Origin of the sequence: Streptomyces sp. MST-110588 (genome assembly GCF_022695595.1) — a bacterium.
GTDB lineage: Bacteria > Actinomycetota > Actinomycetes > Streptomycetales > Streptomycetaceae > Streptomyces.
Window position 1 is genome coordinate 6,627,008 of sequence record NZ_CP074380.1, and the last position, 24,191, is coordinate 6,651,198.

24 protein-coding genes and 1 pseudogene are annotated in these 24,191 nt (G+C 73.2%); 14 read left to right on the forward strand and 11 right to left on the reverse strand.

Annotated elements, in window-relative coordinates:
* Nucleotides 1–142 precede the first annotated feature (142 nt).
* Together KGS77_RS29050 and KGS77_RS29055 are read right to left on the reverse strand one after the other, a co-directional pair.
* Nucleotides 143–1,555 carry a TldD/PmbA family protein gene (locus KGS77_RS29050; protein ID WP_242586107.1) on the reverse strand — a complete coding sequence of 471 codons (1,413 nt, stop codon included), beginning with the start codon at nt 1,553–1,555 and terminating at the stop codon, nt 143–145.
* Complete coding sequence (locus tag KGS77_RS29055) at nt 1,552–3,186, reverse strand: TldD/PmbA family protein (RefSeq protein WP_242586108.1); 1,635 nt, start codon at nt 3,184–3,186, stop codon at nt 1,552–1,554. Before KGS77_RS29055 ends, KGS77_RS29050 begins: the two co-directional genes overlap by 4 nt.
* Before the next feature lie 214 nt (nt 3,187–3,400).
* Between KGS77_RS29055 and fabG the strand changes: the two genes are divergently transcribed.
* The 3 genes from fabG to KGS77_RS29070 all read left to right on the forward strand — a co-directional run bounded on the left by fabG (nt 3,401) and on the right by KGS77_RS29070 (nt 5,358).
* A complete protein-coding gene (gene fabG, locus KGS77_RS29060) occupies nt 3,401–4,105 on the forward strand; it encodes a 3-oxoacyl-[acyl-carrier-protein] reductase (RefSeq protein WP_242586109.1) in 705 nt (234 codons plus the stop codon).
* A 5-nt stretch (nt 4,106–4,110) separates the two neighbouring features.
* On the forward strand, nt 4,111–4,890 hold the full coding sequence (gene fabI / locus KGS77_RS29065) for an enoyl-ACP reductase FabI (RefSeq protein ID WP_242586110.1): 780 nt from the start codon (nt 4,111–4,113) through the stop codon (nt 4,888–4,890).
* A 273-nt stretch (nt 4,891–5,163) separates the two neighbouring features.
* Nucleotides 5,164–5,358, forward strand: a complete 195-nt coding sequence (locus tag KGS77_RS29070) for a hypothetical protein (RefSeq protein WP_242586111.1) — start codon at nt 5,164–5,166, stop codon at nt 5,356–5,358.
* Between the two features lie 54 nt (nt 5,359–5,412).
* Here KGS77_RS29070 and KGS77_RS29075 read toward each other — a convergent pair whose 3' ends face one another.
* Complete coding sequence (locus tag KGS77_RS29075; RefSeq protein ID WP_242586112.1) at nt 5,413–6,096, reverse strand: FadR/GntR family transcriptional regulator; 684 nt, start codon at nt 6,094–6,096, stop codon at nt 5,413–5,415.
* Between the two features lie 102 nt (nt 6,097–6,198).
* On the opposite strand from KGS77_RS29075, the gene KGS77_RS29080 reads away from it, so the two are divergent.
* The 5 genes and pseudogenes from KGS77_RS29080 to KGS77_RS29095 all read left to right on the forward strand — a co-directional run bounded on the left by KGS77_RS29080 (nt 6,199) and on the right by KGS77_RS29095 (nt 9,138).
* Complete coding sequence (locus tag KGS77_RS29080) at nt 6,199–6,501, forward strand: hypothetical protein (RefSeq protein WP_242586113.1); 303 nt, start codon at nt 6,199–6,201, stop codon at nt 6,499–6,501.
* A gap of 53 nt (nt 6,502–6,554) precedes the next feature.
* Nucleotides 6,555–7,758: pseudogene (locus KGS77_RS29085) on the forward strand (MFS transporter); the annotation flags it as partial.
* A gap of 16 nt (nt 7,759–7,774) precedes the next feature.
* On the forward strand, nt 7,775–7,891 hold the full coding sequence (locus KGS77_RS34730) for an SGM_5486 family transporter-associated protein (RefSeq protein ID WP_277994281.1): 117 nt from the start codon (nt 7,775–7,777) through the stop codon (nt 7,889–7,891).
* 431 nt (nt 7,892–8,322) lie between these two features.
* A complete protein-coding gene (locus tag KGS77_RS29090; protein ID WP_242586114.1) occupies nt 8,323–8,532 on the forward strand; it encodes a hypothetical protein in 210 nt (69 codons plus the stop codon).
* Nucleotides 8,533–8,619: 87 nt separating this feature from the next.
* The gene (locus tag KGS77_RS29095) at nt 8,620–9,138 is read left to right on the forward strand and encodes a histidine phosphatase family protein (RefSeq protein ID WP_242586115.1); all 519 of its coding nucleotides are present in this window, start codon (nt 8,620–8,622) and stop codon (nt 9,136–9,138) included.
* A gap of 264 nt (nt 9,139–9,402) precedes the next feature.
* Here the strand turns inward: KGS77_RS29095 and serB are convergent, their stop codons facing one another.
* The 3 genes from serB to KGS77_RS35100 all read right to left on the reverse strand — a co-directional run bounded on the left by serB (nt 9,403) and on the right by KGS77_RS35100 (nt 12,823).
* The gene (serB, locus tag KGS77_RS29100) at nt 9,403–10,650 is read right to left on the reverse strand and encodes a phosphoserine phosphatase SerB (RefSeq protein ID WP_242586116.1); all 1,248 of its coding nucleotides are present in this window, start codon (nt 10,648–10,650) and stop codon (nt 9,403–9,405) included.
* A 119-nt stretch (nt 10,651–10,769) separates the two neighbouring features.
* Nucleotides 10,770–12,413 carry a streptophobe family protein gene (locus KGS77_RS29105; RefSeq protein ID WP_347404595.1) on the reverse strand — a complete coding sequence of 548 codons (1,644 nt, stop codon included), beginning with the start codon at nt 12,411–12,413 and terminating at the stop codon, nt 10,770–10,772.
* A complete protein-coding gene (locus KGS77_RS35100) occupies nt 12,311–12,823 on the reverse strand; it encodes a streptophobe family protein (RefSeq protein WP_347404542.1) in 513 nt (170 codons plus the stop codon). Before KGS77_RS35100 ends, KGS77_RS29105 begins: the two co-directional genes overlap by 103 nt.
* A 229-nt stretch (nt 12,824–13,052) precedes the next feature.
* Between KGS77_RS35100 and KGS77_RS29110 the strand changes: the two genes are divergently transcribed.
* On the forward strand, nt 13,053–15,743 hold the full coding sequence (locus tag KGS77_RS29110) for an FHA domain-containing protein (RefSeq protein WP_242586117.1): 2,691 nt from the start codon (nt 13,053–13,055) through the stop codon (nt 15,741–15,743).
* Nucleotides 15,744–15,871: 128 nt separating this feature from the next.
* Here the strand turns inward: KGS77_RS29110 and KGS77_RS29115 are convergent, their stop codons facing one another.
* The 4 genes from KGS77_RS29115 to KGS77_RS29130 form a co-directional block, all read right to left on the reverse strand.
* Nucleotides 15,872–16,606, reverse strand: a complete 735-nt coding sequence (locus KGS77_RS29115; RefSeq protein ID WP_242586118.1) for a transglycosylase SLT domain-containing protein — start codon at nt 16,604–16,606, stop codon at nt 15,872–15,874.
* 428 nt (nt 16,607–17,034) lie between these two features.
* Nucleotides 17,035–17,736 (reverse strand): nitroreductase family protein, encoded by a 702-nt coding sequence (locus KGS77_RS29120; protein ID WP_242586119.1) that lies wholly within the window; start codon nt 17,734–17,736, stop codon nt 17,035–17,037.
* A 16-nt stretch (nt 17,737–17,752) separates the two neighbouring features.
* Entirely contained in the window at nt 17,753–18,889 is a 1,137-nt protein-coding gene (locus tag KGS77_RS29125; RefSeq protein WP_242586120.1) for an S-adenosylmethionine:tRNA ribosyltransferase-isomerase, read from the reverse strand.
* Complete coding sequence (locus KGS77_RS29130) at nt 18,889–19,677, reverse strand: SDR family NAD(P)-dependent oxidoreductase (protein WP_242586121.1); 789 nt, start codon at nt 19,675–19,677, stop codon at nt 18,889–18,891. Before KGS77_RS29130 ends, KGS77_RS29125 begins: the two co-directional genes overlap by 1 nt.
* A 285-nt stretch (nt 19,678–19,962) precedes the next feature.
* On the opposite strand from KGS77_RS29130, the gene KGS77_RS29135 reads away from it, so the two are divergent.
* The 5 genes from KGS77_RS29135 to KGS77_RS29150 all read left to right on the forward strand — a co-directional run bounded on the left by KGS77_RS29135 (nt 19,963) and on the right by KGS77_RS29150 (nt 22,895).
* Nucleotides 19,963–21,108 (forward strand): GAF domain-containing sensor histidine kinase, encoded by a 1,146-nt coding sequence (locus KGS77_RS29135; protein ID WP_242586122.1) that lies wholly within the window; start codon nt 19,963–19,965, stop codon nt 21,106–21,108.
* 16 nt (nt 21,109–21,124) lie between these two features.
* Nucleotides 21,125–21,799, forward strand: a complete 675-nt coding sequence (locus tag KGS77_RS29140; RefSeq protein ID WP_277994333.1) for a response regulator transcription factor — start codon at nt 21,125–21,127, stop codon at nt 21,797–21,799.
* A gap of 107 nt (nt 21,800–21,906) precedes the next feature.
* Nucleotides 21,907–22,038, forward strand: a complete 132-nt coding sequence (locus KGS77_RS34735) for a hypothetical protein (RefSeq protein ID WP_277994282.1) — start codon at nt 21,907–21,909, stop codon at nt 22,036–22,038.
* Nucleotides 22,039–22,200: 162 nt separating this feature from the next.
* Nucleotides 22,201–22,443, forward strand: coding sequence for a chaplin (locus KGS77_RS29145; protein ID WP_242586123.1), 243 nt, complete (start codon nt 22,201–22,203; stop codon nt 22,441–22,443).
* Between the two features lie 215 nt (nt 22,444–22,658).
* Nucleotides 22,659–22,895 carry a chaplin gene (locus KGS77_RS29150; protein ID WP_242586124.1) on the forward strand — a complete coding sequence of 79 codons (237 nt, stop codon included), beginning with the start codon at nt 22,659–22,661 and terminating at the stop codon, nt 22,893–22,895.
* A gap of 399 nt (nt 22,896–23,294) precedes the next feature.
* Here the strand turns inward: KGS77_RS29150 and KGS77_RS29155 are convergent, their stop codons facing one another.
* On the reverse strand, nt 23,295–24,113 hold the full coding sequence (locus KGS77_RS29155) for a hypothetical protein (RefSeq protein ID WP_242586125.1): 819 nt from the start codon (nt 24,111–24,113) through the stop codon (nt 23,295–23,297).
* Between the last annotated feature and the right edge of the window lie 78 nt (nt 24,114–24,191).

The window sequence follows — 24,191 nt, forward strand, 5'->3', positions numbered from 1 at the left end:
GGAGGACGAAAGGAGAGTCTATTATCCGCACCTCCTCCGCCTCCCCGTCTCTTCCGCCTCCCGGCCTCTCACCGCCTCCCGCCTCTCCGCCTCCCGCCTCTTCCACCTGTCCCGCCTTCCCGGCGACGGGGCGGGCAGCGGATCACACCCCGGGGCTGACCGAACTCATGTTGAAGTCCGGAACGCGCAGCGGCGGCATGGCGGCCCGGGTGAAGTAGTCGCTCCACTCCCGCGGCAGTGTGCGCTCCGTACGGCCCGCCTCCACCGCCCGGGACAGCAGGTCCACCGGTGACTCGTTGAAGCGGAAATTGTTGACCTCGCCGGTCACCTCCCCGTTCTCCACCAGGTAGACGCCGTCCCGGGTCAGCCCCGTCAGCAGCAGCGTCGCCGGGTCGACCTCGCGGATGTACCACAGGCAGGTCAGCAGCAGCCCCCGCTCGGTGCCGGCCACCATCTCCTCCAGGGAGCGGGTGCCGCCGCCCTCCAGCAGCAGGTTGTCGATGCCCGGCGCCACCGGGAGGCCGGTCAGCTCCGCGCTGTGCCGGGTGGTGACCAGCCGGTTCAGCTCTCCCTCGCGGATCCACTCGGTGGGCTCCAGCGGCAGCCCGTTGTCGAAGACGGACGCGTCGTCGCCGGAGCTGTGCGCCAGGACGAACGGCGCGCACTGGAGCCCCGGCGCGTGCGGATCGCTGCGCAGCGTCAGCGGCAGCGCGCAGATCCGCTCGCCCAGACGGGTGCCGCCGCCGGGCCGGGAGAAGACGGTACGGCCCTCGGCGGCGTCCCGGGCGGCGGCCGACCAGATCTGGTAGATCAGCAGGTCCGCGACGGCGGTGGGCGGCAGCAGCGTCTCGTACCGCCCGGCCGGCAGCTCGATCCGGCGCCGCGCCCAGTCCAGCCGCCGGCTCAGCTCCTCGTCCATCGCCAGCGGGTCCACGTCCCGGAAGTCACGGGTGGAGCGCCCCGCCCAGGCCGAGCGGGCCCGGTCCGGGGACTTGGCGTTCAGCTCCAGCGTGCCGGTGGGCTGGTCGTGGCGCAGCCGCAGTCCGGTGGAGGTGCCGAGGTAGGAGGAGACGATCTCGTGGTGGGCGAAGCCGTACAGCTCCCGGTCGCCGGAGCGGGCCCGCTTGAAGGATTCGCCGAGCGCGGGCGCGAAGTCGGCGAAGACCTCGGAGGACGTCTCGGCCGGGGCGTCGGTGAAGTCGCCGCCGGGCGCGACGCCGGTCACCAGGGGGCGGGCGTCCTCGGCCGGGCCCGCGGCGCGCGCGGTGGCCTCCGCGGCCCGTACGAGCGGCTCCAGGTCGGCCGCGGTGACGGCGGCCCGTGAGACCACGCCGCAGGCCGTGCCCTGCGCGCCGTCCACGGTCGCCATGACGGTGACCGTACGGCCGCGGGTGACGCCGTTGGTGGTCAGCGCGTTGCCCGCCCAGCGGAGATGGGCGGTGGAGGACTCCTCGGCCAGGACCACACAGCCGTCGGCCCGGGACAGCTCCAGCGCCCGCTCGACGATCTCGTGCGGCTTCGTACGGCCAGGACCCATCGGCCTGCGCGGGCTCATCGGCCGGCCTCCTGCGTGGTGTTGAGGATGGTGACGCCCGTGAACAGGGCGGACGGGCAGCCGTGCGAGACGGCGGCGACCTGGCCGGGCTGTGCCTTGCCGCAGTTGAACGCGCCGCCCAGGACGTAGGTCTGCGGGCCGCCGACCGCGGCCATCGAGCCCCAGAAGTCGGTCGTGGTCGCCTGGTAGGCCACGTCGCGGAGCTGCCCGGCCAGCTCCCCGTTCTTGATCCTGAAGAACCGCTGGCCGGTGAACTGGAAGTTGTAGCGCTGCATGTCGATGGACCAGGAGCGGTCCCCGACGACGTAGATGCCGTCCTCCACGCCCGCGATCAGGTCGCGGGTCGAGGGCCCGGCGGGCGCCGGCTGGAGGGAGACGTTCGCCATCCGCTGGACGGGGACATGGCTCGGGGAGTCCGCGTACGCGCACCCGTTGGACCGTTCGAAGCCGGTCAGCCGTGCCATCCGCCGGTCGAGCTGGTAGCCGACCAGGGTGCCGTCCCGGACCAGGTCCCAGGACTGGGCGGCCACGCCCTCGTCGTCGTACCCGACCGTCGCCAGGCCGTGCTCGACGGTCCGGTCGCCCGTCACGTTCATGACCTGCGAGCCGTACTTCAGCGTGCCGAGCTGGTCGAAGGTGGCGAAGGAGGTACCCGCGTACGCCGCCTCGTAGCCCAGGGCCCGGTCCAGTTCGGTGGCGTGCCCGATCGACTCGTGGATCGTCAGCCACAGGTTGGAGGGGTCGATGACCAGGTCGTACGTGCCGGGCCGCACGCTGGGCGCGCGCATCTTCCCGGCGAGGTGGTCCGGGATCCGCTCCAGCTCCGCGTCCCAGTCGTGGTGCCCGCCGGTCAGGTACTCCCAGCCGCGGCCGACCGGCGGCGCGAGGGTACGCATCGAGTCGAAGCCGCCGCCGGCCGGGTCCACCGCGACCGCAGTCAGGCGCGGGTGCACCCGTACCCGCTGCTGCGTCGTGGTGGTGCCCGCGGTGTCCGCGTAGAACTTGTTCTCCTGTACGGCGGTCAGCTCGGCGTCCGTGTGCGCCACGCCCTCGGCGCGCAGCAGCCGGGCGCTCCACTCCTCCAGCAGCCCGGTCTGTTCGGCGTCCGGCACGTCGAACGGGTTGATCTCGTAGGAGGAGACCCAGGTGCGGTCCGGGTAGGCGGGCTCGTCCGCCAGCTCCACCCGGCCGCCCGCGCCGCCTTCCGCGCCGGCCGACTCGATCACCTTCGCCGACAGCTTCGCCATCGCCACCGCCTGCGAGGCCACCCGCGCCGCGGCGTCCATCGTCAGATCCACGCCGGAGGCGAACCCCCAGGCGCCGCCGTGCACCACGCGGACGGCGTAGCCGGTGTCGGTGGTGTCCGAGGCCGCTGCCGGACGGGCGTCGCGCAGCCGCCGCTCCGCCACCCGTATCCGCTCGAAGCGGAAGTCCGCGTGGTCGGCGCCCAGCGCCCGGGCCCGGGCCAGCGCCGCGTCGGCCAGCGCGCGCAGCGGCAGGGCCAGGAAGGACTCCTCGATGGGACGGGGAGCACCCGGCGCGGGGGTGCGGAAGATGTGGGGGGTGTATGAGGTGTGGTGGAACCAGGCGTGGGTGTAGCAGGCACGGCGTCCTCCCGTAGTAGGCGCCATGCATCATGCCCTGCCGGGCGGGCCCGGCCCACCCCACCGGGGTCGTGGCACGGTGTTGCCGCACGTCCCGCGTGCCGCCGGATGCGCGGTGTTCTGTAGGGACCCGACAGTGACCAGGGTGCGCCCCTGTCTGGGGTCGATTCTCCGTACGAGGCCGGTGACCGATAGTTTCGTACGGAACACAGGACGGACAGGACACGGAAAGGGTGATCTCTTGAGCCGCTCGGTTCTGGTCACCGGAGGTAACCGCGGCATTGGCCTCGCCATTGCCCGGGCCTTCGCCGAGGCAGGCGACAAGGTCGCCATCACCTACCGCTCGGGCGAGCCGCCCGAGGGATTTTTGGCCGTGAAATGCGACATCACGGACACCGAGCAGGTCGAGCAGGCGTTCAAGGAGATCGAGGAGAAGCAGGGCGCCGTGGAGGTGCTGGTGGCCAACGCCGGCATCACCCGCGACCAGCTTCTGATGCGGATGTCCGAGGAGGACTTCACCTCCGTCCTGGACACCAACCTCACCGGCACGTTCCGCGTGGTCAAGCGCGCCAACCGTGCCATGCTGCGGGCCCGCAAGGGCCGGGTCGTGCTGATCTCCTCGGTCGTGGGCCTGTACGGCGGCCCGGGCCAGGCCAACTACGCCGCCTCCAAGGCCGGCCTGGTCGGCTTCGCCCGCTCGCTCGCCCGTGAACTGGGCTCGCGCAACATCACCGTCAACGTCGTCGCCCCCGGGTTCGTCGACACCGACATGACCCGCGCGCTCACCGACGAGCAGCGGGAGGGCATCGTCAAGCAGGTGCCGATGGCGCGCTACGCGCAGCCCGAGGAAGTCGCCGCCTCGGTCCGCTTCCTGGCCTCCGACGAGGCCGCGTACATCACCGGAGCCGTCATTCCCGTCGACGGCGGATTGGGCATGGGTCACTGATCAGCATGAGTGGAATCCTCGCAGGCAAGCGCATCCTCGTCACCGGCGTGCTGACCGAGGCGTCGATCGCCTTCCACGTCGCCAGGCTGGCCCAGGAGGAGGGTGCCGAGGTCGTCCTGACCGGCTTCGGGCGGCTCTCCCTGGTCGAGCGGATCGCCAAGCGGCTGCCGAAGCCCGCGCCCGTGATCGAACTGGACGTCCAGAACAAGGAGCACCTGGACGGCCTGGCCGCCAAGGTCTCCGAGCACTTCGGTGCCGACGCCTCGCTGGACGGCGTCGTGCACTCCATCGGCTTCGCCCCCCAGGACGCGCTGGGCGGCAACTTCCTGAACACGGAATGGGAGTCGGTCGCCACCGCCGTGGAGGTCTCGGCGTACTCCTTCAAGGCCCTGACGATGGCGCTGCTGCCGCTGCTGGAGAAGCGCGGCGCCTCGGTCGTCGGCATGGACTTCGACGCGCAGATGGCCTGGCCCAAGTACGACTGGATGGGCGTGTCCAAGGCGGCGCTGGAGGCCACCTCCCGCTACATGGCCCGCGACCTGGGCCCCAAGAACATCCGCTGCAATCTGATCTCGGCCGGCCCGATCAAGTCGATGGCCGCCCGGTCCATCCCCGGCTTCGAGGAGCTGACCGACGTGTGGTCCACCCGCGCGCCGATCGGCTGGGACCTCACCGACCCCGAGCCGGCGGGCCGTGGCGTCGTGGCCCTGCTCTCGGACTGGTTCCCCAAGACCACCGGTGAGATCGTGCACGTCGACGGCGGCGTGCACATGATGGGCGCCTGACGCCTCATCTTTTGACGTACGCGTGATGCCCGTCCCGGACCGCCGGGGCGGGCATCACGCGTTCCCGGGTCGTGATCTTCGGGGCGGGCCCGCAGACTGGGGGAGTGCGCTGCTCCTGCCGCGCGCGGCAGCCCTGGCCATCACCCTGGCCGCCCTCCTGGGAGGCGCGGCCCCGGCCGCGCGGACCGCCCCGCTCCGCCGTCGGACGACTTCCCGGCCGCCCGCGCCTGGTGCCGTACCTCTGTTGCGGGCAGTACGGGCACCGCTACCGCCATGTGCTCCGACCCCGACGGCTCCGCAGACCGGGCCCGGCCGCACATCGAATGCCGCAGGCGGTACGACCCGGACGTGGACACCGACCCGGTGGTGGCCGGGCCCGCCCGGTACGTCACGCTCTCCGGCCGCTGCCGGCAGGAGGCCGAGGACCTGTGGGTCGGTCACGGCGCGGGCCGTCGAAGAACAGCCTGAATCGGCCGGTGCCCCTCCGTCACCCGGCTGTTCCGCCGGATTCCGCCCGGCCGCTCAGCCGCGGCGCGGGCCGTTGACCCGGCAGCCGAAGGGGTGCCGGCCGGCCTCGGCCGCCGCCCGCTCGCCGTCGCCCGCCCGGACGGTCTCCAGCAGCCGTGAGTGGTCCATGTACAGCTCGGGCAGCAGTTCCTCGCCGACGTCGGCGCGCAGGAAGTCGCGCAGCACCCCGCTGAGATCGGCGTACAGCTCCGTCAGTACGTCGTTGTGCGCGGCGGAGACGACCGCCATGTGGAACGAGGCGTCGGCCGCCACGAACGCCGCCGCGTTCCCGGATGCCCAGGCCGCCTCCCGGCGCTCCAGCAGCGCGGCGAGCTGCCGCAGGTCCTGCTCGGTACGGCGCTGGGCGGCCAGCCGGGCGGCCTCCGTCTCCAGGGCGCGGCGCAGCTCGGCGACGTGCCACGGATCGGCGTCGGCGAAGCGGCGGTTCATCACACCGGCCAGCTCACTGGTCGCCACCACGTACGTGCCCGAGCCCTGGCGGATGTCGAGCAGCCCGTTGTGCGCCAGCGCCCGTACGGCCTCACGGACGGTGTTGCGGGCCACGCCCAACTGCTCGACCAGCTCGGGCTCGGTGGGGATACGGGAGCCGACGGGCCATTCACCGGAGGTGATCTGGGCGCGGAGCTGCGTGATCACCTGGTCCGCCAGCGCGGAGCGCCGGGGCGAGGTCAGGGGCACGGCTGTCCTCCTGGGTACGGGGCGGGGCTGCGGTGAGGATAGCGGGACGGCCGGCCGTAAGCGCTGGACAGCCATTCATCCCATGATTCTATGATGTCGCTCATGGCTGACGACGAGCACGCTTCACCCGGCGCCAAGGGCACGGCCGCGGGCACCCTCCGTACCGCGGTCGGGGTTACGGGGCCGGTCACCGGAGCGGCGCGGGCCGCCGAGAGGGAGCATCCGGGAACAGGGGGGACCGACGGGCCGGAGGCGAGCCGGCGCGAGAGGAACGGCCTTCAGGTGAAAGACCCCAAGGCGAACGACGCCGAGGTGAACGGACCTGGGGTGAACAAACCCGGGGAGAACAACCCCGAGGTGAACAACCCCGAGGTGAACGGACCCGAGGTGAACGGACCGAGGTGAACGGCCCCCAGGCCGGGGGAACCGCGCGCGCCGGCTCCCTGGGGCGCGGCCTGACCTGGATCCTCACCGTCGGCATCGCGCTCGCCGCCCTCAACCTCCGCCCCGCCATCACCAGCCTGGGCCCGCTCCTCGAAGAGGCCAGGGCGGGTCTGGGCATGGGCGGCACGGTCGCCGGCCTGCTGACCTCCGTACCGGCCGTGTGCTTCGCGGTCTTCGGCATCGCCGCCCCCGCCTCGCCCGGCGGCGGGGACCCGGCCCGGTCGTCTGCGCCGGTCTGGCCGCCGTCGCGGCCGGTCTGGCGGTGCGGCCCTTCACCGGCGGGACGGCGGGCTTCCTCGCCGCCAGCGCGCTGGCCCTGGCGGGCATCGCGGTCGGCAACGTCCTGCTGCCGGTCGTCATCAAGAGCTGGTTCCCCGACCGTGTCGGCGCCATGACCGGCCTGTACTCGATGGCGCTGGCCCTGGGCAGCGCACTGTCCGCCGCGCTCACCGTGCCCCTGACCGGCGCGCTGGGCGGCGGCTGGCAGACGGGCCTGGCAATCTGGAGCGTGCCCGCCGCCGTCGCCGTCCTGCCCTGGCTCGCGGCCCTGCGGCGCCGGGGCCTTGCCGCGCCGCCCGCCCGCCCGGCCGCCGGCCCGGTCACCGCCCCCGCCACCCGGCCCTCCGGGAACGCCGGGAACATCCGGATCACCAGGTCGCCCACCGCATGGGCCCTGGCCGTCTTCTTCGGGCTCCAGGCCACCGCCGCGTACGTCGCCATGGGCTGGATGTCGCAGATCTTCCGCGACTCCGGGGTACCGGCCGGCCGGGCGGGGTGCTGCTCGCCGTCACGATGGCGATGGGCGTCCCGCTCTCCTTCGTCCTGCCGGGAGTGGCCGCCCGGATGCGGCACCAGGGGCCGCTGGTGGTGGGCCTGGGCGCGTGCGGGCTCGCCGGGTACGCCGGGCTGTGGCTGGCGCCGGCCGGCGGGGCCTGGGCCTGGGCACTGCTGCTGGGCCTGTCCAACTGCGCCTTCCCGCTCGCCCTGACGATGATCTCGATGCGCTCGCGCAGCGCCGAGGGCGTCATCAAGCTCTCCGCCTTCGCCCAGAGCGTCGGCTATCTGATCTCGGTCCCCGGGCCGCTGCTCGTCGGCACCCTCAACCAGCGGACCGGCGGCTGGGGCGCGCCGATCGCGCTGATGGCGGCCCTGATGGTGCCGCAGATCGTGGTGGGCGTCCTGGCGGGCAGGGACCGCCGCATCGAGGACGGGCACTGAGTGCGACACTGGGCCCATGCCAGTGCTCGAACCGAATCCGCAGGGCGGTCAGAAGAAGCTCCTCATCGTGCTGGGCGCGATGCTGGGCGTGACCCTCGTCATCGCCGTCATCGCGAGCCTCGCCTCACCGTGACGCGCCGGCCGTGCGGAGCGCCGTGAGGCGTTCGCCGTACGAGGACGCTGTGACTCACCGGCCGTACGGGATACCGTGGCCTGCCCGGACCGTACGGACGCCGGGATGCGTCGGCCGTACGGGAACGCTGTGGCCCGCCGGCCGCAGGGGATACCGGGGCGCGTCGGGATACCGTCGTGTGTCCCGTCCGGGGTGCCGAGGTCCCGCCCTTGCGTCCGTACCGCCGGACGGCGGGGCCGGTGGAGGTGGCCGGTGGTGGGGCTGCCCCCACCATCCCCTAGGGGGCGGGCGTCAGGGTTAAGTGGGTGGCTTCCCGGATAGGAACCGCCGCTCTTGATCCGTAGCTTGGGCAGTACACCGTGCCGCTGCGGTGGGCGCGGTCACCTCCCGTGGCCGCGTCGCCCCTTCGATCCCCTACGGAGGCGATCCCCATGTCCGCCGCGTCCGGCCGGTCAGACATCCCCACGGCCAGGGGTCTGCGCGTGCGGTTGCCGTGGTGGGCCCTGGCCCTGCCGGTGGTGTGCTTCGGCGCCCTGCTCGCGCTGATAGCGGCCCCTTCGCAGGCGCAGGCCGCGAGCCTGTCCCAAGGTCTCACCTCGCTCATACAGTTCTTCGCGCGCCTGTTTCACCTGAGCTCCTGACGTCTCATGTCACCCGGTCGTCACCCTGCCGGGGGAGCGCCCCAACACCCCGCGCCCCGCGCCGCGTTTCGTGCGAAGCTGGGGAACATGAGCGTCGATACACCTCGCCGGATCGTCCTTCTCCGACATGCCAAGGCCGAGTGGTCGCAGGAGAGCGACCATGAGCGCCCGCTCGCCGAACGTGGCCGCAAGGACGCCCCGATCGCCGGCCGCCGGCTCGCCGGAGCCGGCATCACCCCTGACCTGACCCTGTGCTCCACGGCCCTGCGCACCCGCGAGACCTGGAAACTCGTCGCCCCGGAGCTGCCGCAGCGGCCCCGGACGGTCTATGAGGAGCGGCTCTACGAGGCGTCGATCGGCGAACTGATCGCGGTGGTCAACGAGGTTCCCGACGAGGTGAACGACCTGCTGCTGGTCGGGCACAACCCGGGCATGCAGGGGATGGCCGACGTCCTGGCGGGCGAGGCGGAAGGCGACCTGCTGGTCCGGCTGAACAGCCGCGGCTTCCCGACCGCCTCCGTCGCGGTGCTGACCTTCAACGGCTCCTGGAAGTCCGTCGAGCCCGGCGTGGCCCGGCTGGTCGCCTACTGGCCGCCGCACGAGTAACCGGCCCCGGCCGTACGCGGCCTGTCCGGGCGCCGAGCCCGTGCCTGCCCTCCTGCCCGGGCCCGCGCTTGCCGTCCGGATGGCCGGATGCCCGGACGTCCGGACCGTCTGTTTCCTGTTTCCGCTGTTCCGACATGGTCAGGACCCCGGCGCCGAGTGTGCGCGGCCGGGGCCCTGACCGTACGGAGGAGGGCCCGCGCGGTCCGCCGTACGGGGCTCGGCCGCCGTACGTGTTCCCCGTGGTCCCGGCCGTTGTCCGCGACCTCAGTCGTCGTGGGTGTCCGCAGCCTCGACCTCTTCGCGGGTGATGCCCAGCAGATACAGCACGGTGTCCAGGAACGGCACGTTCACGGCGGTGTGGGCGGCCTCCCGTACGACCGGTTTGGCGTTGAAGGCCACGCCCAGGCCCGCCGTGTTGAGCATGTCCAGGTCGTTGGCGCCGTCACCGATCGCCACGGTCTGCGCCAGCGGCACCCCGGCCTGGCGCGCGAAGCTGCGCAGCAGCCGCGCCTTGCCCGCCCGGTCCACGATGTCGCCGGTCACCCGGCCGGTGAGCCGTCCGTCGACGATCTCCAGCGTGTTGGCGGAGGCGAAGTCCAGGCCCAGCTCCTCCTTGAGCGCGTCGGTGACCTGGGTGAAGCCGCCCGAGACCACGCCGACCTGGTAGCCCAGGTGCTTGAGGGTACGGACGAGCGTACGGGCGCCGGGAGTGAGCCGTACCTCCTTGCGCACCTTCTCCACCACCGAGGCGTCCAGGCCCTCCAGCAGCGCGACCCGGGCGTGCAGCGACTGCTCGAAGTCCAGCTCGCCGCGCATGGCCGCGGCCGTCACCTCGGCGACCTCCTCCTCGCAGCCGGCGTGCGCCGCGAAGAGCTCGATCACCTCGTCCTGGATGAGGGTGGAGTCGACGTCCATGACGACCAGCCGCTGGGCGCGGCGCTGAAGACCGGCGGCCACCACCGCCACGTCCACGCCCAGGACCGCCGCCTCGGTGGCCAGGGCGGTGCGCAGCAGGTCCGTAGGGGCGCCGGACACCGCGAACTCCACGGCGGTGACCGGGTACTTGGCGAGCCGGAAGATGCGGTCGATGTTGCCGCCGGTGCCGGTGATGGCGGCGGCGATCGCGGCGGTGGACTCGGCGGTGAGGGGGTGACCCAGGACCGTGACGTGCGAACGGCCGGTGCCGCGCGGCCGGTTGTCACCGATGCCGGAGATGATCTCCGCCTGGAGGCGGAGGGACTCGGCCCAACTGTGCACCGTGGCGCGCAGGTCGCCCTCGGTGGAGCCGGACGAGCCGACGGCGGGCGAGGGTGCGGTGATCAGCACGCACAGGACGATGCGGCCCCGGGTGACGACCTGCTCGATGTCCACGACATCGACGGAGTAGGCGGCGAGGGTGTCGAAGAGACCTGCGGTGATGCCGGGCCGGTCCTTCCCGAAGATCTTGACGAGAAGAGTCGGTACGTCATCGCCCGGTACGGCGGTGGCAGGCTGGGTCTGCGATGCGCTCATGGTGCTCTTACGGTATCCGGCGCGCGCCGGACGCCGTACGGGTGTCCGGGGTGCGGACGCTCCGGCCCGCCTCCGGACCGCTGCGCACCCCCCCCGTATCAGCGTCGGCCGCCCCCGGCTCAGCGCCGGCCGCCGGGCCGCCCCGGCGGCGGCGGTTCGCCGGGCGGCTCGTACCGGTCGCGCCGCGGGGGCTTGCGGGGCCGCGCCGGGGGCGGCATCGGTACGCCGCTCACCGTCGGCGCCGAGTACCGGTCCGGCGGCGGCTGCGCCTGCCCTGACTGCCCCTGTCCCGGCTGCTCCCGTTCCGGGGGCCACGCCTGTTCCTGACCTGAGGGTTCCGTCTGCTCCCGCCCTCCCGGCCACTCCTGCGGCCCCGGCGGCTGCGGTGGCTGCGGCGCCCCCGGCCACTGCGGCGGCTGGGAGGGCTGTGCGGAGGGTGGCGGCTGCGCAGGCGCCGGCGGCTGCGCAGGGCGGGACGGCGGCAGTGGTCGCAGATACGGATTCGTCTCGGCGTGCGGCGGCCGGTGCACCGGGGAGGGGGTGTACGGCCCCGGCTCGGCGGGCCCGTAACCGCCCTGTCCTTGCCCTTGCCTCCGCCCCCGCCCCCGCGTCTCGTACGTCCCGTAGGCCGCGGGCCCGTAAGCAGACGGCCCGGAGGCTTCGGGCATACCGGGCACCCCGGCGGGCCGCCCGTCCTCGTACCCGTATCCGTACCCGTCGTCCCTCCGGTCCTCGGGAGGCCGTGCCGCCACCATGGCCCGGTGCCCCGCGGCCCCCGTCGCACAGGCCAGCAGCGCGCCCAGCAGCCCCGCCGCCGCGCCCCACACCGCCCCCAGCGCCAGTGCCATCGGCACGCTGCCGCGCAGCTCGACACTCGCCCCCACGGCGTCGAACCCGAAGACCGAGAGTCCGGCGTCGGCCGAGACATGCGTCAGACGGACCAGCAGCGGCAGGGCGAGCGCGGTCGCCCCCGCCAGCGGCAGCGCGCAGCGGAGCGCGTACGACAGCACCGGTACACCCTTCCGGGGCGTGCGGACCGCCGTGAACACCCCGGCCAGCAGCATCGCCAGCGCCGCCGCGACGGCCAGCAGCCAGACCCGGCCGTCCAGCTCGGCCATCCGCCCGACGGTGATCACCTTGCCGTTCCCGCCGGCCAGCAGCCGGTCGACCGGGTCCGGCAGCAGATGCGTCAGTACGCCGGAGGCGGTGCCGCGCCAGGGGACGAAAAGGCCGAGCGGCAGGCCGAGCCAGACGCCGTTCGGGGCGCCGAGCAGGGCCCCGCCCAGGACCCGCCGCGGGTGGTCGTCACCGATCGCGGCGTACGCGCCCGCCGCCAGCCCGGCGGCCACCGCCAGCACCAGGACCGCGACGAGCGAGGAGACCGCGGGCTGTACGAGCCGGCGGGCGCGGTCCAGCGCGCGGGGGAGCAGGGCCCGCCGGTCGGCCGCGAGCGCGATGATCAGCACGCCCAGCACCCAGACGGCGCCGCCCACGAGCGAGGCGCCGGTGTTCACCTGGAAGCCCACGGCCGCCTTGGCGTCGATGAGGTCCGCGATACGGCCCGGGAGGCCGCCGTCGCCACCGTCCCCACCGCCACCGTCCCCACCGCCCCCGATTCCGCCGAGGCCGAGGTCGCCCAGGCCGTCCCGGAGCTTGTCGATCAGCCCTCCGCCTCCGCCCCCGGCGCCTCCCCCAGGCCACCCAGACCCCCCAGGCCGCCCAGCGTCTTGCCGTCGATTGTTATGGAGTCGTGTCCGGCCCAGGCCAGCCCGCCGAGCAGGGCCACGAACAGTGCCGCCAACACTCCGATGCGCACCGCCAGTTCGGGCCCGCCCAGCACGCCGGCCCGGCGCAGCGAGCGTACGAAGATCCATCCGAGCAGCAGAGCCCCCACGAGACTCACACCCAACGGCGCGATGTCAATGGCGGTTCTGGTCGCCTCACCTTTCAGTCCGAAGGCGCTCACATCGCCGGAAGGCGTCACGGAACCGCCCACGGCCAGCGCGACGGCCGCCGCCGTCATCGCGCCGAGCGAACCGGCCGCATCCGCGTCCAGCAGATGCAGTCCCAGCGCCGCGATGCCGGCCATCGCGAGAAAAGCCCAGCTCACCGCGGCGACGGCGGACAGCACCGCGTCACCCCAGCGAATCCGTGTGGTCTCCCCGACGGTCATGGCAGCCCCCGATCGGTACCGACTTGCCCGGAACGCGCATGATCCGTTGATCCGTACGGATCCATGGGCGCTTCCTACTCTCCGGGGGTGTTTCGCCGCCGTCAACGGGACCGTCGCACAGGCCCTCCACGGCCCGGTTTCCGCTCCGGGCACCGCGCCTGAAATAGTTCCCCACGATGTTCGCCATCCCTAGACTTCCCATACAGGGCGTCACTCGGGGGACTATGTAATGGGGCATGGAGTGCCTGAACTCGTACTCGAATTGAACGGAAGGACCTGGACGCTCGATCCGTCCCGGTCCTACAGCCTGGGCCGTGACCCGCAGGGCGACATGGTGCTCGACGACGCCAGAGTCTCCTGGCGGCACGCCACCGTCCGCTGGGACGGGCGCAGTTGGCTCATCGAAGACCAGGGCAGCACCAACGGGACGTACGTCCAGGGCCGGCGGATCCACCAGATGGAGATCGGCCCCGGCTCGACCGTGCACCTGGGCAACGCCACCGACGGCCCCCGGCTGACCCTGTCGGGCAGTGCCGCCCCGGCCGCCGACCTCTACAGCGCGCACACGGCCATGGCTCCGCGGCAGAGCCGGCCGGCCCCGGCGCAGCAGGGCGGCCCGGGCTGGGCGGCGCCGCCGCAGGCCCAGCAGCCGCCCGTACAGCAGCCGCCGCTCCACCAGGCCCCGGCCCAGCAGGGCTGGCAGCCGCCTCAGCAGCAGGCGCCGCAGGCACCGTACGTCCCGCAGCAGCAGTCGCCCTCGCAGCAGTACCCCCAGCAGCAGACGCCGCAGCAGCAGATGCCGCAGCAGGGGATCCCGCGTCAGGGCGCGGCGGCCGGGCAGACCCGGGAGCGCCCAGGGCGCGAGGGCGGCGCCGTGGGCCCGGGGCCGGGCGGTGCCGTGCCGCCGGTCTACGGCGACCGCAGCCCGACCACCTTCCACCGCCTGGACCTCGGCCGCGTCATGCGCATCGGCCGTGCCCTGGAGAACGAGCTGGTCGTCTCCGACCTCCAGGTCTCCCGCTACCACGCGGAATTCCGGGCCACGCCCGACGGCCGCTTCGAGATCCGCGACCTGGGCAGCCACAACGGTACGTACGTCAACGGCCAGCCGGTCCCCAAGTCCGGCAGCACCCTCATCGGCCCGAACGACATCATCGGCGTCGGTCACTCCACCTTCCGGCTGGTCGAGGACCGCCTGGAGGAGTTCGTCGACACCGGTGAGGTCTCCTTCTCGGCCCGCCACCTCACCGTCACCGTCGAGGGCGGCAAGCAGATCCTCAAGGACGTCTCCTTCGGCGTCCCGGAGAAGTCGCTGATCGCCGTCATCGGCCCGTCCGGCTCCGGCAAGTCGACCCTGCTCAAGGCGCTGACCGGCTACCGCCCGGCGGACCAGGGCGACGTCCTGTACGACAACCGGAACCTGTACAAGCAGTTCGCCGAGCTGCGCCAGCGCATCGGCCTGGTCCCGCAGGACGACATCCTCCACAAGGAGCTGACCGTCCAGAAGGCCCTGCGGTACGCGGCCAAGCTCCGCTTCCCCGGCGACACCGCCGAGGCCGAGCGCGAGGCCCGTATCGACGAGGTGCTGCGCGAGCTCAAGCTCGACATCCACAAGGACAAGAAGGTCACCTCGCTCTCCGGCGGCCAGCGCAAGCGTGTCTCGGTGGCCCTGGAGCTGCTGACCAAGCCGTCGCTGATCTTCCTGGACGAGCCGACCTCCGGCCTGGACCCGGGCATGGACCGCGACGTCATGCAGTTGCTGCGCGGACTGGCCGACGACGGCCGTACGGTCCTGGTGGTCACCCACTCGGTGGCCGAGCTGGCCCTGTGCGACAAGCTGCTGGTGATGGCGCCGGGCGGCGGCGTGGCCTACTTCGGCCCGCCCGAGGAGGCGCTGAACTTCTTCCAGTACGACACGTGGGCGGATGTCTTCTCGGCCTTCGAGAACTACCGGGACTACGACTGGATGGGCCGCTGGCGCGGCTCCCCGCACTACCAGATGTACGCGGCCGACATCGACGCCGTCGCCCCGCAGTCGGTGGCGGTCCAGCCGCCCCCGGCCCGTATGCAGAAGTCGCAGAGCTGGGGCTCGCAGTTGTGGACGCTGATGCGGCGCTACGTCTCCGTGCTCGCCTCCGACCGCGGCTTCCTGGGGCTGATGCTGATACTCCCCGCCGTCCTCGGCGTGGTCTCGATCCTCATCCCCAGCGACTTCGGCCTGGGCTACGGCCCGGTGAAGAAGGGCCGTACGAACCGCGACGCCAGCACGATCATGCTGATCCTGGCGGTCGGCATGTGCTTCTCGGGCGCGGCCAACTCCGTCCGTGAGCTGATCAAGGAGCGGGTCATCTACGAGCGCGAGCGGGCCACCGGCCTGTCCCGCTCGGCGTACCTGATGTCCAAGGTGATCGTCCTCGGCGTCGTCACGGCCGTCCAGGGCGTGATCATCGCGGCCATCGGCTTCACCCCGCGCAAGATGCCCACCGAAGGCGTCCTGTTCAAGGACCTGCCGGCCGTGGAGATGGCGCTGGCGATCATCGCGCTCGGCTTCACCTCGATGATGTTCGGCCTGATCATCTCCGCGCTGGTCAAGACGGCCGAGAAGACCATGCCGCTGCTGGTCATGTTCGCCATCGTCCAGGTCGTCTTCACCGGCGTCCTCTTCCAGCTCTTCGACACTGTCGGCGTCGCCCAGGTCGCCTGGCTGATGCCCTCGCGCTGGGCGGTCGCGGCGATGGGCGCCACCGCCGACATGAACACGCTGCTCCCGTGGGAGGCGGGCAACCCCGACCCGCTGTGGAAGCACACCACCGGCGTGTACGTGATGGACATGATCATCCTCCTCGGGCTGGGCGTCGCCCTGGCCTTCGTCGTGGCCCGGCTGCTGCGCCGCCACGAACCGGAGGTCATGCGCAAGTAACGCGCGCCCGTATGCGCGACGCCGAGGGGCGGCACCCTGTGGGTGCCGCCCCTCGGCGTCGTCATGCCGCTCCGTATGCCGCTTGGCCCCACCGCTTCGTCCGCGGCGCAGCGGTGTGCTCCCGTGGCTCAGTAGGCCGAGTTGACGTTGTCCATCGAGCCGTACGTCGCAGCCGCGTAGTTGCAGGCGGCGACGATGTTGGCGACCGGGTCGAAGATGTCCCAGGAGGTGCCCTCGACGTGGTATGCCTGGAAGGTCGGGTCGATGACCTGGAGCAGACCCTTGGACGGGGTGCCCTGCACCGCGTTGGAGTCGTAGTTGTTCACGGCCTGCGGGTTACCGGTCGACTCCCGCATGATGTTGCGGTAGAGACCGTCGTACGAGCCGGGGATGCCGTGCTTGGCCATGATGTCCAGCGCCTCCCGGATCCAGCCGTCCAGGTCGTTGCTGTAGGTCTTGGCGACCGGCGCGGGCTCCGGGGCGGCGGCGCGCTCGGCGGACCGGCTCGCGGCCTCCTTGTCCTTGCGCTCCTGCTCCGCCTTGGCCTTCGCGTCGGCCTCCGCCTTGGCGCGGGCCTCGTCCTCGGCCTTCTTCTTCTGGGCGTCCGCCTCGCCGCGCGCCTTCTTGGCCGACTCGTCGGCCGCGCGGGCGATGGCCTCCTGCTGGGCCTTGGCGGCGGTGTCCACCGAGCTGACGGCGACCTTCTTGGCGGCCGGGGCGGCGGCCTGGTCGCCGCTGGCACCGGCCGAGCCCGGGACGAGCGCGAAGACCAGGGCCGCGGCACCGGCCGTGGCGACGCCCGCGGCGGAGAGCTTGTGGGTCCGGTTCAGGCGGGCGTAGCCAGGAATGGGGTGCTTGGGCATGACGGAGTAAGACCTCTTCCAATGGGTGACGTCGCAGTGGCCGGGGCGGCGTCTGAACGCCGGGTGTCTGAGCCGCGGCGCCGTGCGACGGGAGCCATTGTTAGCGGTCGAAAATTAACTGGGCAACGACGTCATCTACGACCGGGGATAGTGGAACCCATCGGCCGCCGAATGCGTCCGCAGCGGTCGCAGCCCAGCTCACACAGCTTTTACAGGTCCACTAAGCGCGATCGTAAGTGACCTGCGTCCTATGTGCGGGCTCACACCGGGCGGGGGTGTGGCTCGCCCGGTGTGATCGCAGTTGCACATTCCGTCAGTGCTGATTTCCCCTGCGTGGCCGATCGGCCCGGGCCGCGGCCCGCGGGACCGGCCCGTCGGTCTCGCCGGTCGGTCCCGGGCCCTGGATCTCAGACCCCGGGCCCCGGGTCTCAGACCTCCACCAGGACCTGGTCCAGCGACTTGCGCACCAGATCGGGCACCTGGCAGTCCCGCGCCGGATAGCCCACCGGGATCACCGCGAACGCCTTCTCGTTGGCCGGGCGCCCCAGCACCTCCTGGAGGAAGCGCATCGGGCTCGGCGTATGGACCAGCGCCGCCAGCCCCGACAGGTGCAGCGCGGACAGCAGCATCCCGACGGCGATACCGACCGATTCGTCCACGTAGTAGTGCTTGCGCTTCGTCCCGCCGTCCCCCAGCCAGTACCGCTGCTGGAAGACCACGATCAGATGGGGCGCGTCGGTCAGGTGCGGCTTGACCTCGTCCGTGCCCAGCGGGCGCAGCGCCGCCAGCCACTCCTCGCCCAGCCGCCCCTCATAAGAGAGGCGTTCCTCCGCCTCCGCCGCCTCCCGGATACGGCGGCGTACCTGTGGATCCTTGACCAGGACGAACGTCCAGGGCTGCTGATGCGCCCCGGAGGGCGCGGTGGCCGCACAGGCGATGGCGTCCTTCACCACCTGCTCCGGCACGGGGTCGGGGGAGAACTGCCGTACGGTCCTGCGCCGGTCCATCCGCGCGCGCAGCTCGGCGGCACGGGCCAGCGACTCCTGGGCCGGCATCCGCTCGGGCCGGTAGGGGACCGGCCGGTAGGGGGTGCCGTGGGTCGGGGTCCAGTTCCTGTCAGGTAAAGGCATGGCCCGAGTCTGGCTCTCAGGCGGGCAGGATGAGGTGGAGATCGCCGAACTCGTGCCAGAGGTAGCGGTGCGCGACCGCCTCCGCGTAGGCCCGGCGCAGCGTCCCGGCGTCCGCCACCGCCTCCAGCATCAGCAGGTGGGACGCCTCCGGCTCGTGCAGCCCGGTCAGCAGCCCGTCCACCACCCGCACCCCGCGCTCCGGCGTCACCACCAGGTCCGTCCACCCCGACGCGGCCCGCACCCGTCCGCCCCCGGCGGCGGCCGACTCCAGGGCCCGTACGGCCGTGGTCCCCACCGCGACGATCTTCCCGCCCCCGGCCCGCGCCGCGTTCACCAGCCACGCCGTGGACGGCGGTACCTCGAAGCGCTCCGGGTACGGCGGCTCGTACGCCTCCGCCGACGCCACCCCCGCGTGCAGCACCACCGGAGCGAACTGAACCCCCGCGCCGACCAGGCGTGCCACGGAAGAGGGGGTGAAGGGCCGGGCCGCGCTCGGCATCTCCGCCGACCCCTCGCCGTCGGCCGGCTCCGTCGCGAAGACCGTCTGGTACGCGGACAGCGGCTGGTCCCGGTCGGTGTAGCCGTACCGGATCGGCCGGCCGTACCGCCGCATCACCTCAAGAGCGCCTGCCCCGTCCCCCAGGGCGCCGGCTCCGTCCCCCAGGGCGTCGGTCCCCTCCACACGCGCCCACCACAGCCGTACCGCCCCCGGGTCCAGCGGGGCCTCCAGCACCAGCCGCGCGCCGCCCGCCAGCCGTACGACCGTGCCCGGCGGCCCGCCGGCCCGCGGCCGGGTGCTGCCCCGGCCGTCCGGGGTACGCAGCTCCACCGCCCAGCGCCCGGCCGCGCCGTGCGGCCGGGGGTACCCCCGGTCCGCCCGCGTCGAGAAGTGCACGACCACCGGCTCGCCGCGCCCGCGCCCGTCCCCGATCCGGCCGTCCACCGCGGCCGGCAGCGTCCGCGAGGTGTTCACCACCAGGACGTCACCGGGCGCCAGCAGCCCGGGCAGGTCCCGGAAGGCGTGGTGCGCCACCGGAGCCGGACCCCGGCTCACCAGCAGCCGCACCGCGTCCCGGCCCCGGCCCGCGCCGCGCTGTTCGGCCGGCACCCGTGCCGCCAGCTCCGGCGGCACCGGCTCCACCCGGACGGTCATCACGCGCCGCCCAGCAGGGCCGGCGCGCTGTAGCGCCCGCTCGCCGCCCAGGTGTCCAGCAGCCCCAGCAGCGCCGGGACGACCGTGCCGGGCAGTGGGCGGGCGGACGCGTCCTCGGCCGGCACCGCCGCCTGGTACAGGTCCGTACGCATGTCGCCCGGGTCCACCCACCACACCCGCAGCCACGGCTCCTCCACCGCCAGCACCGCGGAGAGCTGGTCCAGGGCCGCCTTGGAGGACCCGTACCCGCCCCAGGTCGGATACGCCTCGACGGCGGCGTCCGAACTGAGGTTGAGCACCGCCCCGCCGCCGGACGCCTCTTCCCTGCCGGGCCCGTCAGCGGATTCGTCGGCGGATTCGTCGGCGGACCCGTCACCGGTCCCCTGACCGGCCCGGTAAGCAGAGGCCCGCAGCAGCGGCAGCGCCTCCTGCACCAGCCCCAGCGGAGCCACCACATTGACCTCCAGCGCCGCCCGCAGCCCGTCCAGGGAGTGGTCCGCCAGCCGCACCAGCGGCGCGTCCCCCAGCACGCTCGCGTTGTTGACCAGCAGGTCCAGGCCGCCCAGCTCGCGCGCCGCGGCGATCAGCGCGGCCCGGTGACCGGCGTCGGCCACATCGCCCGGCAGGGCCACCACCCGCGTTCCCGCCGCCCGCAGCACCCGCGCCGTCTCCTCCAGGGGCCCCTGCGACCTGGCATCCACCACCAGGTCCCAGCCGCGCCCGGCCAGGGCCGTACCGAGCGCCCGCCCCAGCCCCTTCGACGCCCCCGTAATGATCACTACCGGCATGATCCGTCCCCGCCTCTCCGACGCCTTCCGTGCTGCCCGTCACGTGCTGCCCGTCCCGTGCCGCTCGTCCCGTGCTGCCCGTCCCCGTACCGCTCGTTCCCGTGTCGTCCGGTTCCGCGATTCCGCGATGCCCGGCCGGCGCCCTCCACGCTAGGAACCGGCCGCCCGGCCCGCCTCGGGCAGCGGGCGGGCCGACCAGGGCATTTCGGCCTAGGCCGGGGGTCGTAAGCGAGCAGCGCCGGTGGTCCGATACGGCCCCTCGTGACGCGCCGGTACGGTGAAGCCATGACCAACGGACCGGGGGCCGGTATCCCCGCGGTGAGCACCGCGATCCTCGCCATGAGCAGACATCTGGAGGTGCGCGACGTCCTCAAGACGATCGTGGCCTCCGCCCGCGAACTGCTGGACGCGGAGTACGCCGCCCTCGGCGTGCCCGACGACCACGGCGGCTTCGCGCAGTTCGTGGTGGACGGTGTCAGCGAGGAGCAGTGGAAGGCGATCGGGCCGCTGCCCCGCCAGCACGGCATCCTCGCCGCGATGCTCCACAACGCCACCCCCGAGCGGCTCGCCGACGTCCGCCAGGACCCCCGCTTCGGCGGCTGGCCCGCGGCCCACCCGGACATGTCCGACTTCATCGGCCTCCCGGTCGCCGACGGCGAGGAGATCCTCGGCGCGCTCTTCCTCGCCAACAAGCGGTGCCCCAAGCCGGAGGGCGGCTGCGGCTTCACCGCCGAGGACGAACGGCTGCTGGGCATCCTCGCCCAGCACGCCGCCATCGCACTGACCAACGCCCGCCTGTACGAACGCAGCCGCGAGCTGACCATCGCCGGCGAACGAGCCCGGCTGGCCCACGAACTGCACGACGCGGTGGCACAGAAGCTCTTCTCGCTGCGGCTGACCGCACAGGCCGCCGCCGCCCTGGTCGACCGCGACCCGGGCCGGGCCAAGGGCGAACTCCAGCAGGTCGCCGCGCTGGCCGCCGAGGCCGCCGACGAACTGCGCGCCGCCGTCGTGGAGTTGCGGCCCGCGGCACTGGACGAGGACGGACTGGTGGCCACCTTGCGCTCACAGACCCAGGTGCTGGACCGCGCGCACGCCGCCCGGGTCACCTTCGAGTCCCACGGCGTACGGGCGCTGCCGGCCGCCCAGGAGGAAGCGCTGCTCAGAGTCGCGCAGGAAGCACTGCACAACGCGCTGCGGCACTCCGGTGCCCACCGGGTCGAGGTGACCTTGACCCGGCACGGCCAGGGCGCGCTGCTGCGGGTGGCCGACGACGGCCGCGGCTTCGACACCGGCGCGGTCCGCCGCGCCGGGCGGCACCTCGGCCTGGTGTCGATGCGCGACCGCGCGGGCGGGGTCGGCGGAAAACTGAGTGTGGAGTCGGCGCCCGGGAAGGGCACCGCAGTCGAGATGGAGGTACCCGGTGGCTGACAACGACAAGGGCGGCGTGGCACGCCCGGGCACCGGGACGGGGACGGGCGGGGGACCGGTGATCAGGGTCCTGCTGGTCGACGACCACCAGGTGGTCCGGCGCGGACTGCGCACCTTCCTGGAGGTCCAGGACGACATCGAGGTGGTGGGGGAGGCGTCCGACGGTACGCAGGGCGTCGACGCGGCAGAGCGGCTGCGCCCGGACGTGATCCTGATGGACGTCAAGATGCCGGGCATGGACGGCATCGAGGCGCTGCGCAAGCTGCGCGAACTGGACAACCCGGCCCGGGTGCTGGTCGTCACCAGCTTCACCGAGCAGCGTACGGTCGTCCCGGCGCTGCGCGCGGGCGCGGCGGGCTATGTCTACAAGGACGTCGACCCGGTGGCGCTGGCCGGCGCGATCCGCTCCGTACACGCCGGGCACGTCCTGCTCCAGCCCGAGGTGGCCGGCGCGCTGCTCTCCCAGGACGAGGCCAACAACGGGCAGGGGCGCGGCACTTCCCTGACCGAGCGGGAGCGGGAGGTGCTGGGGCTGATCGCGGACGGCCGGTCCAACCGGGAGATCGCCCGCGCGCTCGTGCTGTCCGAGAAGACCGTCAAGACACATGTCTCCAACATCCTCATGAAGCTGGACCTCGCGGACCGTACCCAGGCCGCTCTGTGGGCGGTCCGGCACGGAATGGGAGCCTGACCCGACGGCCGCGGGCCCTGCGCATCGGGCGGGAAGGCGTTGACCAGCGGTGAGTTCCGTCCCCACCGGGAGGCAGCGGCAAGGCTTCCGGGACGGATCCGACCGGTGTGAGCTTCCGGGAGGGGCTGAGCGTCACCATGACCGGCGTCGGCCATCGGGTCTCACTCGCGCCGGATCCGGGGCGGCAGGGCGTGGCGGCGGCCCTGACCCTGTTCGGTGCCGAGGCATCCGCAGGGTAGGGCATCCACGCGGGGAAGCATCCGGACGGTCGTATTCCGATCCGAGATTCATACCGTCGTGTGGATGTCACCCGAGTGGCGCAACCCGGGCGGGGCGCGGCCGTTCTTCATGGCGTGCCGCGGGAGTACGGTCCGCGGCGACCGCGAGGAAGGTCAAGCGCAATGAAGGACATCAAGAAGGCCATGGCCGTGACGATCGTGACGGGCGGCCTGGTCATCGCCGGAGCCGGCGTCGCCGCCGCCCACGGCACCCAGGCCGACGGCAAGGCCGCCAACTCCCCGGGCGTCGGCTCCGGCAACCCCGTCCAGGTGCCGGTGCACGTCCCGGTGAACGCCACGGGCGACACCGCCAACGTCATCGGCGCCCTGAACCCGGCGTTCGCCGACGAAAGCAACAACGGCTGACCGCGCCGCCGCCCGCGCCGCGTGCTCGTACGGCGTCGCGCGACGGGCCCGCCGTGTGACGTGCCCATGCGTCCGTATGAGCCGTTCCCGGGCGCCCGTCCGCGTCCCGCGCGGACAGCCACCGGCCCTGTCCCCGAGCCCGGGCCGACCCCCCCGTGACACCGCAATTCTCATCCAGGCTCCCTGCCGACACGACAAGTGAGGAACACTTGCCCATGAACACCGTCAAGAAGGCCGCCCTCGTCCTCGCCGCCGCCGGTCTCGCCGCCGGTGCGGCCACCGACTCCGCCTTCGCCGTCGACGCCGACGGCAAGGCCGGCGGCACCCCCGGCATCGGCACCGGCAGGGTGGACCAGGTCCCGGTGAGCGTCCCGGTGAACGCCGCCGGCCTCGGCGTCAACGTCGTCAGCTTGCTCAACGCCGTGACCGGCGGCTCTTCCACGGCCGGCTGAGACCGCCACCGGGCCGAGCGCCGCCCCGGAAGGACCGGCTGCCGGGGTTACGGCAGCCGGCAGCCGGGGCGCGGCAGCCGACGAGCCGGTGCCATCCCTCCGTGCCCGCGCCGCGCGTGCCGGCCCGGAGGAGGAGCCCCGGCCCGCAGGCCGCCGTCCGTCCCCACCCAAGACCCCGCCACCTCCGTTCCACGGCCGGCGGGGTCGTCCCATGTCCCTGGCCCCGCCACCCCCGCGCCGGTCACCGGCCCGCCCGAGGCCGCCCGAGCCCATCCCGAGGCCGCCCGAGCCGCCCCCGTGCCCATTCCGGGGCCGTCCGGATCGTCCCGAGCCTGCCCCGCACCCGTGGTGGCCCGCCCGTCAGCCCTGTTCCTGCCCCGGCTTGTCCCGACCCGCCCCTCAGCCCCGCCCCCGCTCCCGCTCCTCCACGTACGCGTTGTACGCCGCCACCTGCGCCCGTCTGGCCGTACGCTCCACCGGCCGCAGCGCCTCCGCCCGCGCGGCTATCTCCGAAGCACTCACCGCCCCGCCGTGCTCCCGGCCGTCGCCGCCCGCGTCCCGCGCGATGCCGATCAGCGCCCCGACCCGCTGCGCCAGCTCCAGCACCCGCACCGCGCGCGGCGGATACCCCGGCGCCAGCACCTGTCGCCCGGCCTCCGACCGCGCCCGGTAGGCCGCCAACGCCGCCTGCGCGACCGGTCCGGACCCGGCCACGTCGAGCCTCGCGAGCACCTCGGTCGCCTCCTGGAGCGCCTGGGCCAGTTCCCGCTCCGCCTCGCCCAGCGAGGGCACGTCCGCCGGCGGCGCGTCCCGTACCGCCATGCAGTGCCAGGTCACCTCCACATGGACGTCCGGACCGCTGACCGCGCCGTCCGGCCCGGCCTGGCGCACCAGTGGTACGAGCCCCACCGCGACCCCGCAGACCGTCACCGCCTCCCCGGCCTCCAGCGCCCGCGCGTTGAACGCCGCGGGGCCGCTCAGGCCCAGCGGATGCCCCGGCACCGGCAGCGCCACCCGCAGGCCGGTCGCTCCCAGCGCCCGCAGCCGCCCCAGCGCCAGCGTCAGTCCGACCGGCGCCGGTTCTCCGGGCAGACCTTCCACGCGGTGCACCGCGTCGTCCTCCGCGATGCGCTCCGCGGCGTCATCAGGTGAGACCAATCCGGCCAAAAGGGCATTTCCCCATGCGGCCAGCCGTCCCGAGCGAGGTTCATCGAGCATGGTCCCCAGCCTAAGGACAGGCACTGACAGCGAGTGGCGTAGGTTTGCTGGGGGGATGCGCCTGAAGGCGCACGCGAG